General features: G+C 57.4%; 11 protein-coding genes. All 11 read left to right on the top strand.

The features are described from left to right. Window positions 1-267: 267 nt before the first annotated feature. The 11 genes from WDN02_RS13175 (at window position 268) to WDN02_RS13125 (ending at window position 14,915) form a co-directional block, all read left to right on the top strand. Window positions 268-3,906 (top strand): vitamin B12-dependent ribonucleotide reductase, encoded by a 3,639-nt coding sequence (locus WDN02_RS13175; protein WP_337293932.1) that lies wholly within the window; start codon window positions 268-270, stop codon window positions 3,904-3,906. 634 nt (window positions 3,907-4,540) lie between these two features. Next, window positions 4,541-4,849 (top strand): type II toxin-antitoxin system RelB/DinJ family antitoxin, encoded by a 309-nt coding sequence (locus WDN02_RS13170; RefSeq protein WP_337293931.1) that lies wholly within the window; start codon window positions 4,541-4,543, stop codon window positions 4,847-4,849. Beyond that, complete coding sequence (locus WDN02_RS13165) at window positions 4,846-5,136, top strand: type II toxin-antitoxin system RelE/ParE family toxin (protein ID WP_337293930.1); 291 nt, start codon at window positions 4,846-4,848, stop codon at window positions 5,134-5,136. The genes WDN02_RS13170 and WDN02_RS13165 overlap by 4 nt, the downstream gene beginning before the upstream one ends. 1,828 nt (window positions 5,137-6,964) lie before the next feature. Beyond that, the gene (locus WDN02_RS13160) at window positions 6,965-7,636 is read left to right on the top strand and encodes a VWA domain-containing protein (protein ID WP_337293929.1); all 672 of its coding nucleotides are present in this window, start codon (window positions 6,965-6,967) and stop codon (window positions 7,634-7,636) included. A gap of 10 nt (window positions 7,637-7,646) precedes the next feature. Beyond that, entirely contained in the window at window positions 7,647-8,420 is a 774-nt protein-coding gene (locus WDN02_RS13155; protein ID WP_337293928.1) for a PP2C family serine/threonine-protein phosphatase, read from the top strand. Beyond that, window positions 8,417-10,327, top strand: a complete 1,911-nt coding sequence (locus WDN02_RS13150; protein WP_337293927.1) for a hypothetical protein — start codon at window positions 8,417-8,419, stop codon at window positions 10,325-10,327. Before WDN02_RS13155 ends, WDN02_RS13150 begins: the two co-directional genes overlap by 4 nt. A 15-nt stretch (window positions 10,328-10,342) precedes the next feature. After that, entirely contained in the window at window positions 10,343-10,672 is a 330-nt protein-coding gene (locus WDN02_RS13145; protein ID WP_337293926.1) for a hypothetical protein, read from the top strand. 1,428 nt (window positions 10,673-12,100) lie between these two features. Further along, window positions 12,101-12,283, top strand: coding sequence for a YhhA family cyclophane-containing RiPP (gene yhhA / locus WDN02_RS13140; RefSeq protein WP_337293925.1), 183 nt, complete (start codon window positions 12,101-12,103; stop codon window positions 12,281-12,283). A gap of 18 nt (window positions 12,284-12,301) precedes the next feature. Beyond that, window positions 12,302-13,426, top strand: a complete 1,125-nt coding sequence (locus tag WDN02_RS13135) for a radical SAM protein (protein WP_337293924.1) — start codon at window positions 12,302-12,304, stop codon at window positions 13,424-13,426. After that, window positions 13,426-14,022, top strand: a complete 597-nt coding sequence (gene yhhC, locus WDN02_RS13130; RefSeq protein WP_337293923.1) for a cyclophane-containing peptide 2OG-Fe(II) oxygenase YhhC — start codon at window positions 13,426-13,428, stop codon at window positions 14,020-14,022. The genes WDN02_RS13135 and yhhC overlap by 1 nt, the downstream gene beginning before the upstream one ends. A 173-nt stretch (window positions 14,023-14,195) precedes the next feature. Next, window positions 14,196-14,915, top strand: a complete 720-nt coding sequence (locus WDN02_RS13125; RefSeq protein ID WP_337293922.1) for an HEXXH motif-containing putative peptide modification protein — start codon at window positions 14,196-14,198, stop codon at window positions 14,913-14,915. The last annotated feature ends 393 nt before the right edge of the window (window positions 14,916-15,308 follow it).

The raw sequence follows: 15,308 nt of genomic DNA, 5'->3' as shown, positions 1-15,308 counted from the left end.
TGTTGATGTTGGGGATAGCGCGGATGGCCGGTGCGAAAGCCCCGGGAGCCATTGCGGCGCACCTCCCTCGGGGTCAAGATTGCGTTAAGAGCGCGGCCTTGAATTTTAACTCTTTGCACAACATTTTGTATCTAGGCTTCGCGCGCCTACTAGGATTAGGCTTATTCAACAGCGCGCGAGTCGGACGGTTCCCGCGCTTCGATCTGAGGGGCGCGGTGTGGAACAGCCACCCGCGCGGGGCATTCTCGCAACATCGGGGGCAGACATATGCGAATCGAGCGGCGCTATACAAAAGAGAACCAATCGCCCTACGAGGCGATCGAATTCCGCGCGACTCGCAGCGAAATCCGCAATCCCGACGGGTCGATTGTTTTCGGGCTCGACGGCATCGAAGTGCCCGCAAGCTGGAGCCAGGTCGCGGCCGACGTTCTGGCGCAGAAATATTTCCGCAAGGCGGGCATCCCGGCCCGGCTGAAGCCCGTCGAAGAGCCGAACGTCCCCGAATTTATCTGGCGCCGTGCCGCCAATGACGAGGCGCTGGAAGAACTGCCGAAGGCCGAGCGTTTCGGCTCGGAAATCTCCGCCCAGCAGGTCTTCGACCGGCTCGCCGGCGCCTGGACCTATTGGGGCTGGAAGGGCAAATATTTCGACACCGAAGGCGACGCCCGCGCCTTCTACGATGAATTGCGCTACATGCTGGCGAAGCAGATCGCCGCGCCCAATTCGCCGCAATGGTTCAACACCGGCCTGCATTGGGCCTATGGCATCAATGGGCCGAGCCAGGGCCATTATTACGTCGATTTCGAAAGCGCCAAGCTCGTCAAGTCCAAATCGGCTTACGAGCATCCGCAGCCGCACGCCTGCTTCATCCAGTCCGTCGCCGACGATCTGGTCAACGAAGGCGGCATCATGGACCTCTGGGTCCGCGAGGCGCGGCTCTTTAAGTACGGCTCCGGCACCGGCTCGAATTTCTCGAAGCTGCGCGGTGAGAACGAGAAGCTTTCGGGCGGCGGCAAATCCTCCGGCCTCATGTCCTTCCTCAAGATCGGCGACCGCGCCGCGGGCGCGATCAAGTCGGGCGGCACGACGCGCCGCGCCGCCAAGATGGTCGTCGTAGATGTCGATCATCCCGACATCGAGGCCTACATCGACTGGAAGGTGAAAGAGGAAGAAAAGGTCGCGGCCCTCGTCGCCGGCTCGAAGGTCGTCAAAAAGGCGCTGAAAGCCATTCTGCGCGCCTGCGTCAATTGCGAAGGCCCGAACGGCGATTGCTTCGAACCGGAGAAGAACCCCGCGCTCAAGAAAGAGATCAAGCTCGCCCGCAGAGCCTCCGTGCCGGACGGCATGATCAAGAAGATCATCCAGTTCGCGCGCCAGGGCTATAAGGACATCGCCTTCGAGACCTACACGACCGATTGGGATTCGGAGGCCTATCTCACCGTTTCCGGCCAGAACTCGAACAATTCGGTGCGCGTCACCGACGACTTCCTGCGCGCCGTCGATGCCGACAGCGACTGGAACCTGATCCGCCGCACCGATGGCAAGCTGCACAAGACGCTGAAGGCCCGCGATCTGTGGGAGAAGATCGGCTATGCCGCCTGGGCCTCGGCCGATCCCGGCCTGCAATATCATACGACCATCAACGACTGGCACACCTGCTCGGCCGCCGGCCCGATCGTCGCGTCGAACCCCTGCTCCGAATATATGTTCCTCGACGATACGGCCTGCAATCTGGCCTCGCTGAACCTGCTGCCGTTCCGCGATCCGCAGACCAAGGTTTTCGACATCGAAGCCTACGAACATGCCGTGCGGCTGTGGACAATCGTGCTCGAAATCTCGGTGCTGATGGCGCAATTCCCGTCGAAGGAAATCGCCCGGCTCTCGTATGAATACCGGACGCTCGGCCTCGGCTACGCCAACATCGGCGGCCTGTTGATGTCGTCCGGCATTGCCTATGATTCCGACGAAGGCCGCGCCATCTGCGGCGCACTTTCGGCGGTCATGACAGGCATCGCTTATGCCACTTCGGCCGAGATGGCGCGCGAACTCGGCGCCTTCGCCAATTTCGCTGACAATCGCGAGCCGATGCTGCGCGTCATGCGCAACCATCGCCGCGCCGCGCGTGGTGAAGCCGCAGGCTATGAGAAGCTGGCGATTGCACCGGTGCCGCTCGATCCGTCCGCGCTGCGCGATGGTGCGCTCGGCGAACATGCCATTGCGGCCTGGGAAAAGGCCGTGAGCCTCGGCGAGCAGCACGGCTATCGCAATGCGCAGGTTTCGGTCGTCGCGCCGACCGGCACGATCGGCCTTGTGATGGATTGCGACACGACCGGCATTGAGCCGGATTTCGCGCTCGTCAAATTCAAGAAGCTCGCCGGCGGCGGCTATTTCAAGATCATCAACCGCGCCGTGCCGGAAGGTCTGCGCGCGCTTGGCTATCGCGAATCCGAGATCGCCGAGATCGAAGTCTATGCTGTCGGCCACGCGTCGTTGAAACAGGCGCCGGCGATCAACCCCACCGGCCTGCGCGCCAAGGGCTTCACCGACGAAAAGATCGCATTGGTGGAAAAGGCGCTGGCCTCGGCCTTCGACATCAAATTCGTCTTCAACAAATGGACGCTGGGCGCCGACTTCCTGGTCAACAATCTGAAAGTGCCGGAAGACAAGCTCGATGACCCGGCATTCGATCTTCTGACCTTCCTCGGCTTCTCCAAGGCCGATGTCGAAGCCGCCAATCTGCATATTTGCGGCGCGATGACGGTCGAAGGCGCGCCGCATCTGAAACTCGAACATTATTCGGTGTTCGATTGCGCCAATGCCTGCGGGCGAATCGGCAAGCGCTATCTCTCGGTCGAGAGCCACATCCGTATGATGGCGGCGGCACAGCCGTTCATCTCGGGCGCGATCTCGAAGACGATCAACATGCCGAACGACGCGAGCGTCGAGGATTGCAAGGACGCCTACATGCTCTCCTGGCGCCTCGCGCTCAAAGCCAACGCGCTTTATCGCGACGGCTCGAAACTGTCGCAGCCGCTCAACAGCCAGTTGATTGCGGATGAGGAAGACGACGAGGACGAAGCCGTCGAGACACTCATCGCCGCCAATATGCCGGCGCGCGCGACCGTCGTCGCGGAAAGGATCGTCGAGCGCATCGTCGAAAAGGTTGAGCGCCTGCGCGAGCGCGAGCGCCTGCCCGACCGGCGCAAGGGCTATACGCAGAAGGCAGTCGTCGGCGGCCACAAGGTCTATCTGCGCACCGGCGAATATCAGGACGGCCGGCTCGGCGAAATCTTCGTCGACATGCACAAGGAAGGCGCGGCCTTCCGCTCGATGATGAACAATTTCGCCATCGCCATCTCGGTCGGCCTGCAATATGGCGTGCCGCTCGAAGAATATGTCGATGCCTTCACCTTCACCCGCTTCGAGCCGGCGGGCCTCGTGCAGGGCAATGACGCGATCAAGAACGCGACGTCGATCATCGACTATGTGTTCCGCGAACTGGCGATCTCCTATCTCGGCCGCAACGATCTCGCCCATATCGATCCGAGCGAGATCGGTCATGACGTGATCGGCAAGGGCGAGGCGCAGAGCCGCGCGCCGGAAAACTCGCGCTTTGTCTCGAAAGGCTTCGTGCGCAACAAGGCCGACAAGCTGATGCTGGTGCAAGGTGCCGGCGGCCCGGCCACGGCGCTGAAGCAGAATATCGAAAACGAGATCGAAGCCGAACTCGGCAACCTCGATTGGTCTGCGGCCCCAGAGCAAACGGCGGTCGCCGACCGCCGCAGCGAAGCGCGGATGAAAGGCTACACCGGCGAAGCCTGCCCCGAATGCAACAACTTCACGCTTGTGCGCAACGGGACATGCTTGAAGTGCGATACGTGTGGCGCGACGACGGGGTGCAGTTGAGTTGAACCATCAGTGTTGTAGTGGATACCAAAGATTGTCCGCTGTGAACGTATGTGTGTCCGCAAATCCAAGGAAAGCTTGTCCGCAGGAAAAATGCCCCGAACTCACAGTTCGGGGCATTTTTGCGCTAGGGACAAAGCGAATGAACTTACAGCGACTCGCCGGGCTTCGACCGGTTAACAAGGCTGCCGCATTAGCCATCTCGAGAAGCCATCAATTTCCCTCGGCTAAGAAAATCAGCCAGGTCCATACGGACCTCCCTCTACCGATTCGCACCAACCTGCCGAGCGACGTACCCGAACTGACTGGTAGAAAATTCGGCCGGTTCAAGGTCATCGGAGCCCATGCCTCGTCTCCCCCGCTCCGCTGGGTTGTCCGATGCGTTTGTGGGCGCTACGAAACGCGAAAAACTAGGGCTGTCACGAACCCGGCAAATAGCGCGGACAGCTGCCAAGAATGCCGCCATCTCCAATCTTTGCGAAAAGCGTCAAGCCGCATGCAACGCGGCAACGCTTAACAGCTCCCTGTAGGCTTCGATCGCTCTCCTTCGACGCCGAGGTAATTGGAATCGGAACCATTGAAACCGTAATTCAATTGCATTACATTGTTCTGAAATAATCTCCCGGAGGCTTGCATGACCGAATCCGCCCTCGTTCAGACCCGAATCGACCCAGAAATCCGTGACCAGGCCGCGGCGGTATTGGCCAATATGGGACTCACAGTTTCCGACGCCGTCCGCATCCTACTAACTCGGACGGCAAATGAGGGCGCTTTGCCGCTTGAACTCGTGACAAATAGCGAAACCCACGACTCTTGGTTTCGCGCCAAAGTGCTTGAAGCACTTAACGACAAAAGCCCTGACATTCCCGCTGGAGAGGTAGAAGCGCACTTCGCCCAGCGGCGATCGGCGGCGCGACGTAAAGCCGGCCTAACCAAACCATGATACTTTTCTGGTCGCGCCTCGCACTCGACGACCGCGATCTAATCTTCGACTACATTGAGGCTCATAATCCAGAGGCCGCCGAAACCCTCGATCAGCGCATCGTAATCGCGATAAATCGACTCAATGAGTTTCCCGAGAGCGGAAGACCGGGCCGGATAAATGGAACACGAGAACTCGTGATAAGCGGCACCCCATACATCGCCGCCTACACCTTGACGCCCAAGGGCATCAGAATCCTGCGCATACTACATGCAGCACAACAATGGCCCGGTGCCTTCCAGAAGTAAAAATAAGATCTTGCTCGTGAGAAAGACTTTCCTTGCATTTGCGGACACACTCGCCGGTTCAGGCGGAGCCGCCGGGCTGCGAAATCAATTATTTAGACAAACGGCTGCGGACAAACTTTCGTATCCGTTACAGGTGGACACCAAAGATTGTCCGCTGTGAACGTATGTGTGTCCGCAAATCTAAGGAAAGTGTGTCCGCACGAAAAATGCCCCGAACTCTGAGTTCGGGGCATTTTTTGCGCTAAGGACAAAGCGAATGAACTTTCAGCGACTCGCCGGGCTTCGGCCGGTCAACAAGGCTGCCGCATTAGCCATCTCACGAAGCCATCAATTTCCCTCGGCTAAGAAAATCAGCCAGGTCCATACGGACCTCCCTCTACCGATTCGCGCCAACCTGCCGAGCGACGTACCCGAATTGACTGGTAGAAAATTCGGCCGGTTAACGGTCATGGGGGCCCATGCCTCGTCGCCCCCGCTTCGCTGGGTTGTCCGATGTGTTTGTGGGCGCTACGAAACGCGAAAAACTAGGGCTGTCATGAACCCGGCAAATAGCGCAGACAGCTGCCAGGAATGCCGTCATCTCCAATCTCTGCGAAAAGCGTCCAGCCGCATGCAACGCAACAACGCTTAGCGGTCACAGGGCGTGAAGGATGGACCGTTTGGCCGCTGCTTCGCGTTCCGCGACCCGTTTGGCTACACGATCACGCCCCACACGGTCGCGCAGTCATGAGCGTCGAATGAGTCCAGATGCGCAAGGCGTTCTCAGACCGTCCCGCGCGAACCGCGCGCGTATAGCTCACCCTCGTCAGTCACAAGACGGATCGGAACAGGTGCTCGTAGGCGTATCGGACGCCCCGGGTGTTATAGCGTCCGCAGGATTCCGTGGCGGTGCCTCCACAGTGTAGGACACCAACCCCTCATACACCCAACCGACAACTTGCCCGCTCCGACTCACCTTGAGCCATCGGCCTTCTTTGCTCACTCGCAGCAAAACTTCACCAATGTGACCGCGCCCCACTACCTTGCCTGTTATACTCGGGTCCGACCTGATGTTTGCCGTCGCGTTGAGTCGGACGGTGTATCCTTCTTCAGGTTGCAGGCTTCCAGTTGGCGTAAGATCGGGGAGAACATTGATAGGAGCGCTTAGTTTAGGCCACGTCTGGTCGGTAGCGGCCGCCAACGACCGGTATGAGGGCATTGCTTTCAGCGGCGAAATATCGAGTGGCTGGGAGGCCACGGGCCTCGGCAGGCTCGAAACCCTCGTTGTAGGAGCAGTCGTGAAGTTCTCAGTCGGCCGCGGGCTTAGAAAAACCCCCAAGCCCAGCGCGCCAATGACGAGCAACGCGATCTGAGCGCTGCGATTACCGGCGGCCGCATGTGCGACCAGATTGATCAATCCCCCGATCAACAGGCCGAGAAGCAGATCGCTACCGCCCTTGGAGGTGCCCCGGTAGGACAGACCCGACCCGGGAATACCGACCGTGCTGGTAACTCCGCGGCGGCCTAAGTTGATCGTGCTGCCGGGACGGCCAAAAGAAACACTACTGAGGCCGCGCTTTGAAATGTTTAGTCTGATGCCCCGGGAAAGACGAACCGATTTTCGATATTGCCACCCCATCCCTTTGTAGCTCTCAAAAAAATAAACTGGGTCGCAGAGCCTTTCCAAGCCTGGCCGATCCTAACGCCCGTTACCTCCGTCCGCAAGATCGTTACCTCTGCCCCGCAATCGGGAGAAAAGCTCCTAACTTTTCGCTCGCTTTCTCCATTATCTCCGCCCTATAGACGAATAAGAACGGCCCATGAGTTCAACCATAGAGCGGAGGAAGCCTTGTCGGAATTTGAACAAATCCCTTTCGGCGCAAGCGACTTCGCTGATAATCCCGAGCCCCGGTGCCCCTGCCTCCTCCTGCTCGATACCTCGGGCTCCATGTCCGGCAAACCAATTCACGAGCTAAATGAAGGGTTGTTACAGTTTCGGACGGAGCTCTCCGGCGATGCACTCGCCATGAAGCGAGTTGAAGTGGCCGTGGTCACCTTCGGTCCCGTTCAGGTGATGGCAGATTTTCAAACGCCGGATTTCTTCACACCCCCGAGCCTAACGGCTTCCGGCGATACCCCCATGGGCAACGCTATCTGCACAGGGTTGGATCTCCTGCGTCAACGAAAAGACGCCTACCGGGCGAATGGCATTTCCTACTACCGGCCTTGGATTTTCCTCATTACCGACGGCAGCCCAACGGACAGCTGGACGAAGGCGGCGGCGATGGTTCGCGAGGGCGAGGCGTCTAAAGCATTTTCCTTTTTCGGGGTAGGTGTCCAGGGCGCTAACATGGAGACGCTTTCCCGCATTTGTCCGGAAACCCGTCCGCCCGCACGTCTTTCCGGCCTAAAATTTCGCGAGTTGTTCTCCTGGCTCTCCTCGTCCCTATCGGGTGTGTCCCAATCACAGGTCGGGGAAACCGTCATGCTGCCTGCTCCCACGGGCTGGAGCCAAGTGTAAGGGTTCGTGGATGGCCGGGGGCTGGACTGTCGCGAGCGCCTGTTCAAAGGGAAGCTCACACTCCAAAATTGGGACGCCGTGCCAGGATAGCGCGCAGGTCTCCTTCATCGAAACGCTGGAAGGTGAATTGCTCATCGCTACGGTCAGCGATGGCGCGGGAAGTGCCGGACATTCGGAAGTCGGCAGCAAATTGGCCGTCGAAAATCTCGCCGCTCTCGTCGAAGAGTATTTTTCAGACGGAAGTCGATTAGAGGACCTCGACCGCGAGATCGCTGCTCACTGGATGCTACATATTCAAGATGCCCTTTGCGCCGACGCTGCGAGAGCTGGCCGGCAAGTCCGCGACTACGCGTGTACTCTGATCGGCGCCATTGTCGGACCCCAGTCCGCGGCATTTTTTCAGATTGGCGACGGCGCCATCGTCGCCGCTCACGACACCGACGAATGGGATTACGTTTTTTGGCCGCAGCACGGCGAATTTGCTAACTCAACCAACTTTGTTTCTTCGCGCGATGTGCTCACTATTTTAGATTTCCAATTCAGCCATCGCCGTGTTGACGAGCTCTGCCTGTTCACGGATGGACTTGAGAACTTACTCCTCCACCAGGCGTCAAGGACAGTTCACAAACCCTTCTTTCAGAGTATCTTCAAACCACTGCGCCAATCAGAACGCTGCGGTGTCGATGATGAGCTCTCGCAGGCGCTTAATCGCTATCTCTCCTCAGACCAAATTTGCGAAAAAACCGACGATGATAAAACTCTGGTCTTGGCGAAGAGACTATGAATTATCAGTTCAAAGACAGCGCAGGTCGGCCGCTCCGCCTCAAGGATGAACTCGGCAAAGGCGGTGAAGCAAAGGTATTTGCCCTCCCTGATGAAAACATCTGCGCAAAAATTTATCACGAACCGCTTCCGACAGAGCGTGCGGCGAAGTTACTGCTCATGTCTCGAATGCGCGAGAGTGGTTTAGAGACGATTGCGTCCTTTCCAAAAGAGCTCGTTCTCAACGACGCCGGGCGCACGGTCGGCTTCATCATGCCACGCGTCAACGGCAAGAAGGATATTCATAAACTTTACAGCCCAAAGAGCCGAAAGATCGATTTCTTACGAGCGGACTGGCGTTTTTTGATCCGGGTTGCCGCTAATACGGCTAGAGCCTTCGCAAGCGTTCATCATGCCAATCTTGTCATCGGCGATGTCAATCACGGCAGTGTTCTTGTGGGCCAAGATGCTCGTGTCACGCTCATCGATTGCGACAGCTTCCAAGTTATTTTCGAAGGTCAGCGTTTCCTCTGCGAGTTAGGTGTCGAAACCTATACACCACCTGAATTGCAAGGTCATTCCTTCAAAGGCGTGGTTCGCACGCCCGATCACGATAACTTCGGACTCGCCATCCTGATTTTCCACCTCTTGATGATGGGGCGTCACCCATTCTCCGGACGCTTTCTAGGTGTGGGCGAAATGCCCCTGGCTCGCGCTATCAAAGAAGAGCGGTTTGCCTACGGAGCTCGCGCCGAACAGCTGCAGATGCAACGCCCGCCCGGGGCGCCCGCCCTTTCTGTCTTAGGCTCTGAGGTCAGCCAGCTCTTCGAATCGGCCTTTCACAGACCACAACATGGAAGGCCTTCATCGAGCGCGTGGGTGGACGGCCTCGGCGATCTCGAGCGAAAGACAATTCAGTGTCGCGCGAACGAAGCTCATTGGTTTTTGCCGAGCTCGAACGGATGCCCCTGGTGCCGAATGGAGCAACAGACAGGCACCGCCCTCTTCCCGGTGATCGTCCAGGCCACCCCTCAGAGCGTCGGGATTGATCTTGGGACGTTGATACAACAATTGAGCGGATTGTCGCTGTCGCCCAATCCCCCCGAGCTCTTGAAACCGACAGTCAAAGCGTCGCCTGCAGCCAAACAACTCCAAAATCGTCAGCATTTGCAGGTCGCCGGACTGTTCCTTCCGAGCGCGATCGGCATCGTGGCATTCTTCGCAATCGGGCTTCCACAAGTCTCTATCGCGATCGCCATCGCTGCCTTCGCCGTCTATAAAGTTCTACAAAAAGCAAACAAGAACATCAGCAATCTGAACAGCGCACTGAAGGATGCGGAACGCCATTGGAAGCATGCCGAAGCAGAATGGAAGCGCCGAACCTCAGGAGCAGATTTTGAAGCCAAGAAACGGATGTTTTTCTCGCTGAAAACGGGCTGGGATCGCCTCCCCCAGGAACGCAACAAGAGACTAGAAAAACTCCAACAAGACAAACATCGCCTCCAGTTGGAGAAGTTCCTCGACCAGTTCAGAATTGAGGAGGCTTCAATTTCAGGTATCGGCCCTAGCCGCAAAGCCACCCTCGCATCCGAAGGTATAGAGACCGCGGCGGACATCACGATGCCCCGATTGCAAATTCCGGGGTTTGGTCCGGCAATGCGACAGAAGTTGCTCGATTGGCGCGCAAACCTCCAACGGCAATTCGTTTTCGATCCCAGCAAGCCGATCGACGCCAACGACTTTGCAAATCTTGAGCGCGAAATGCTCCTCGAACGCAGAAAGCTTGAAGAACGACTTCGTACCTGTGGTCAGGACGCTCTTCGCGAGCATACGCGCGTGTCCGCCGCACGAACGACCCTAAGGGAAAGTACCGAGGCGGCGCTTTTAAATTATGCGCAGTCAGAAGCAGACCTGAAATTGGTAATGTGAAAGTCGGAGGCGTCAATGACGCTTGCTATATTTGTTCTCGCGTTAATAGCGATTGTTGCATTCGTCTTATTTATGCAAGCCCGCGCCACAAAGCGTAGGAGAGCCGAATTGTTCTCAAAATACGGGAATCTCGAGGTTGTGGAAGCCATAATGGCCCACAGATACTGGCAAGGGATGACACAAGATCAGCTTTTAGATTCTCTAGGCAGACCGGCGGACATCGGAACCAAGGTGTTTAAATCCAAGACAGTGCACACCTTCAAATATCAACAGACGGGCCGAAATCGGTTTGGCTTAAGAATCCTGCTGGAAAACGGCTCGGTGACGGGATGGGATCAGAAGTAGATCGCTAAGCGAATTCTTAATTTGTTAGCTGCGCCGCGCTCGAAAGAGCACGCGGCATGTTACTTATCTTTATGTCCACGATGGAACTTTCGCTCAGGAGTTTATTCTTTGCGCCGTCGCTACGACGTGCTGCACGTCCACGGCATTCGCGGCCAGCTGTACGATTATTTCCTCCCATGTCCTGGACATGGCCCAGTCCACAACGGCGCCAGGCCGCGCGGCCCCGACCTCAGCACTCGGGCTTCCGTCCAGATCGGCGAGGCTATCCAGCCCGTGGAGGCCCGTGCTGGCTGCCGTCCACGCGGGGAGTAGCCTAAAAAGTCCCACCAGATGCATGACCCGGGCGTGCACCAGCTGGATGGTTGCTTCCGGCGAGAGCGCAGCGTTAAACTTTGGCAGCGTGGAAGGACCGATGTAAGAGCGGGACCACTTCGCCCGCCACCTGGGACCCCGGGGATGTCCAGCGGTGGCAAATGCGAGCCCTGGGTCTTGTATAACGCGCCGCAGCGACGTCCAGGCAAAAGCTTCAGCCCGACACCGATGGCCGCCACGAAGGCGTGCCCGCATGTAGAGGCGCGTTGTCTCCGCTAAAACTTCGTCTCCATCATTTGCCCATTCGCGCCGATGACCTCCCCAAGCGAAATAGTCGGACAAGCGCATTGCTGCGACCTTGTCGTCGACTACCACGTCAAACTCAGCATCCAGCATCACGCCGGCAGCTGCGGCATCGACCATAGTCTCTAGTCTACGGTAGGCAGCGAACTCCTCAGATATGGGCTGCGCCTCGGAATACCCTTCAACTAGGGCGCCCAAGCCAGCAGAGGAACTACATTGCGCCATCGTCGCCAGAAAATTTGGCATGTAGAACGTGTCCGCGTCGGCCTGGACGAGTAAAGTTTGGTCCTCCGACATACCCCGTTGCGCCGCTACGCGCCGCGCTTCAAGGGCACCCCGATGCCTCGCGGGCACAAACCCCCTGCATGGCTCTCGGACCACAAGGACCGACCCTTTTGGCGAGCCTATGGCGATGCGTTCCATGGACGAAACAGTTCCGTCTCGAGAACCATTATCCACCAGCACTAATACCGATTCCACGTCGGGCAAATCGGCGCCGGCACCGAAACCGAGCGAACGGCAGACCCCTTCTACACTTTCTTCCTCGTTAAGGCATGGCACGGCAACGATTACGAACATAGGACCCACCGTAGTTCTTGCCCTCGCACGGGTCAACAAAGTAATAACGTATAATTATCCACCAATACGATTATATTACATAGCCATATTTGTCTGACCGCCGCAGAAATCATACTATAATCTAAAATTACTTCGATTATCGAGGTAAAAACCTGAATATTTTCGCGCTTGTGTAAAATACAGATAAGGTCTATCTTAAATCTTGGAAAAATAACGAATCGAGGAGTCAAGTTTATGGATACGAACTTAGGCTTGGATGTAGCGGCGAAGGAAAGCGTTGCCCCGGATATCCACGACAGAGAACGCTTAGAGGTGCTGGACAGCGTCACCCTTTCTCGCTTGATGGAGGAGGTCCGCAACTCTCCCGTCGAGCCGTCCGCGTACAATCGAACTCACAACCGCCACAACCGCACCTAAGGGCTCGGGATCGACCGAATGCTTCGTGTCGGAACCGTCATCGTGAAGTTGGCTAGTAGGTGCAATTTAGGTTGCTCCTACTGCTACATATACGAGATGGCGGATTCGGGGTGGATGCATCAACCAAAAATAATGTCTGCTGAAACTGTCCGATTGTTGTCACGGCAATTATCGGCGGTCGCAGAAAAGCAGCAAGAGCCCTTCGAGGTTATATTCCACGGTGGCGAACCACTTTTGGTTGGCCCCGTGCGATTCGAGAGCATTTGCCATGAGCTGCGCGGGGCGCTGCCTTCACAGGTTAGCCTAGGATTGCAGACCAATGGCGTGCTTCTCTCAGAGCAGATCATCGGCACTTGCGTCCGATACGGGATCTCGGTCTCCGTGAGCATCGATGGGCCCGCTGCCGTGCACGACCGGCACCGGCCTAACCGACGCGGATATCCAAGCCACTCATCTGTGTTAACGGGGATTAAGCGTCTCCAAAGCTTTCCTGGGTCTCAAGGCTTGCTGACGGGATTGCTCGCGGTGGTCGACCGGGATAGCGACCCGATCGAGGTTTACGAGTTTCTTAAGTCGCTTAAACCGAACGGCATCGATTTGCTCTTGCGGGATGGGAACCACGACGTTCTCCCGCCGGGCAAATCAAGTATCCACTCGACAGAATACGGAAGTTGGATGGCCAGGCTGCTGGACCATTACTTGCGCGATACGGCGCCAGTTCCCGTTCGGGTACTTGATGAAATGCTCAAGTTGTTAATGGCCCCACCTGGACGTTTCAACGGTCGTAAAGAACCTGAGGACGCCGTCCTCGTCATCGAAACGGACGGCAGCTTGAGCAAAAACGATACCTTGAAGTGTGCATACGAGGGGGCTGACCGATTCGCAAAGGCCCGGTCTGTCCATAACGACTGCTTGGTCGATGTCTTATGCTCCGCAGAGTTCGAGGAGTATTGTCTCGCACAACCTCCTAGCAGCCAGACGTGTCTTGCCTGCCCAGATTTTGGACCGTGCGGAGGAGGCACGCCAGCCCATCGCTGGGCCAGCGAAAACGGATTCGACAATCCGAGCGTCTTCTGTGCCGACCAGCGATATCTTGTTGCCGCGATGCGGCGGCACTTGGCTGTCTTCGGGAGCACGGCCTGATGGTTCCGCATTTCACGCAGGCCTCGCTGCGAACCGAACCATTTCCGCATGCTCCAGTGCCGGGGATACTGACGCCCGCACTTGCAGACAGAGTTCTGGCTTGGCTAAGGGATGAAGCACCGTGGAAGCTCAGAGTCGAGAGCTTCTATCAGCAGCATGAAATTTGTCTTGAGGAAGCCGCCCTGCCGCCCTCGCTCTCCTGTTTGTCGTCGAATGAGTTCATATCGGCGGCGGAGGACGGGCTAGCCCGCCTTTTCGGTGAAACACATGGCTTGGTCTTGGCGAACGCCAGTGCGCACCGACTCAGTGGCGGCCAGACGATAAAAATACATAATGACTTTATCGGCGACGAGGAGAGTCACCGCCTGCTTATACAGGTCAACGCCGGGTGGAAGCTCGAGCACGGCGGATTACTCATGCTATTTGCCGGTAGCGACCCATCGGACCTCCGCGACGTCTACATTCCGGTCCACGGAAGCGGCTTTGCATTCGAAATCAGTGAATGTTCCCACCACGCGGTGTCGTCGACGGTCGCGGGTGAACGCTTTACTCTCGTGTACACGTTCCGTCGGGGCTCCAGCCGGGGCCAGAAATGACGGTCCCCGTGTCCGGGTCCTTCGCGGCTGCCGGCGCGGCCCCTTGGATGCCCGGCCTCGCGGCTCGTCTGGCGGCGGCAGAATGGATACGGATAGAGAGTGCGCTTGGACTCGACCGCGGCTCTTACGGGACCGCAAGATACGTTCGGGCCGATCGATCGGCTGCTAGGCACGTGCTCAATGATATTGTTCCGCCCGCGGAGTTTGGCACGCGTGGCCGGGTCGTGGTGGAAGAACTCGATTTGGATATCTCGGCGCCATATCGCGCAATGGGGCTCGACTTCGTCACCTCGGATGACGTCGTTCGTACAGGTGTAGTTCCCAGGCTAAATGCCGCGCTGTCGATTATCTCGTCGATCCCGGACTTAGCATCTGCGCTTGGCGACCTTCTTTGGGCCATCCACGTTCTGAAGACTCCGGACGCAGATTACGATGTTAGCCACAGCGACCCAGGCATTCCGTTTTCGGTGTTTATCGGCGTATCGGCCGAGCCGGGACCGCTAGACCGAATCAGGCTCGCAGAAGAGCTCGTGCATGAATGTATGCATCTTCAGCTCACCCTGCTGGAGGCTCAGCACATCCTCGTCTGTGCGAGCGAGGAGCGGCTCCCATCTCCTTGGCAGGGTCGCCTGCGCCCAACGCGAGGCGTCCTCCACGGATTCTACGTATTTTCAGTGCTCGACGCCTTTTTCTCTCGTCTCGCGGCGGCAAGCGCCGTGAATCCGATAGAAGCGGCTCACGTTAGGGCGCGGCGTCACGAAATCGGGGCCGAACTCGACGTTGCGGCTAATGCTCTCGCGACCTCATATGAGCTAACCGAAGACGGCAGGATCCTAGTATCAGAGCTTACTTACCCGGATGCGATGACCGCGCGGCACGAACGGCGGAAATGAGCCTGCTGCGTTGCGCGGCCTCATGCGGTCGCTTTAGGGCGCGCTGCTATCTCTCCCGCGGCTGTCCAGTGCGCCTTAATCGCAAGACGGATAGGGCAACGAGATATTCACGAGTCATCCCACGTCTCCTGGAGAGCATGCCTAAAAATCCCACGCGCTTCCCTCTGACACTGCTCATAACCTAGATCAAACATCCTGACGGAATGCGCCAAAAAGTCGTCCTGATACTCGTCGAAAATGTGCGCGCAATAATACCGCACAGATGCTTTTGCGAAGTCCAGCAACGGAATAGTCATCCTCCGCTCATAATCTAAGTGCGCAACAAATTTATCGCGATATGCAAGCATGTCTTGGCAATATGTGACGTACTTTTCCTCCGATAGCTCTGACCCA

This window comes from Methylovirgula sp. (assembly GCF_037200945.1).
Taxonomy (GTDB): Bacteria; Pseudomonadota; Alphaproteobacteria; order Rhizobiales; family Beijerinckiaceae; genus Methylovirgula.
Note: the sequence above shows the minus strand (reverse complement) of the source record. Positions and strands in the feature narration are given on the sequence as shown.

Excerpts from the sequence above, each read along its gene's own strand:
- WDN02_RS13175 (WP_337293932.1), top strand. The coding sequence starts at position 268 with ATGCGAATCGAGCGGCGCTATACAAAAGAGAACCAATCGCCCTACGAG.
- WDN02_RS13135 (WP_337293924.1), top strand. The coding sequence starts at position 12,302 with ATGCTTCGTGTCGGAACCGTCATCGTGAAGTTGGCTAGTAGGTGCAAT.
- WDN02_RS13150 (WP_337293927.1), top strand. The coding sequence starts at position 8,417 with ATGAATTATCAGTTCAAAGACAGCGCAGGTCGGCCGCTCCGCCTCAAG.
- yhhC (WP_337293923.1), top strand. The coding sequence starts at position 13,426 with ATGGTTCCGCATTTCACGCAGGCCTCGCTGCGAACCGAACCATTTCCG.
- WDN02_RS13170 (WP_337293931.1), top strand. The coding sequence starts at position 4,541 with ATGACCGAATCCGCCCTCGTTCAGACCCGAATCGACCCAGAAATCCGT.
- WDN02_RS13165 (WP_337293930.1), top strand. The coding sequence starts at position 4,846 with ATGATACTTTTCTGGTCGCGCCTCGCACTCGACGACCGCGATCTAATC.
- WDN02_RS13145 (WP_337293926.1), top strand. The coding sequence starts at position 10,343 with ATGACGCTTGCTATATTTGTTCTCGCGTTAATAGCGATTGTTGCATTC.
- WDN02_RS13155 (WP_337293928.1), top strand. The coding sequence starts at position 7,647 with ATGGCCGGGGGCTGGACTGTCGCGAGCGCCTGTTCAAAGGGAAGCTCA.
- yhhA (WP_337293925.1), top strand. The coding sequence starts at position 12,101 with ATGGATACGAACTTAGGCTTGGATGTAGCGGCGAAGGAAAGCGTTGCC.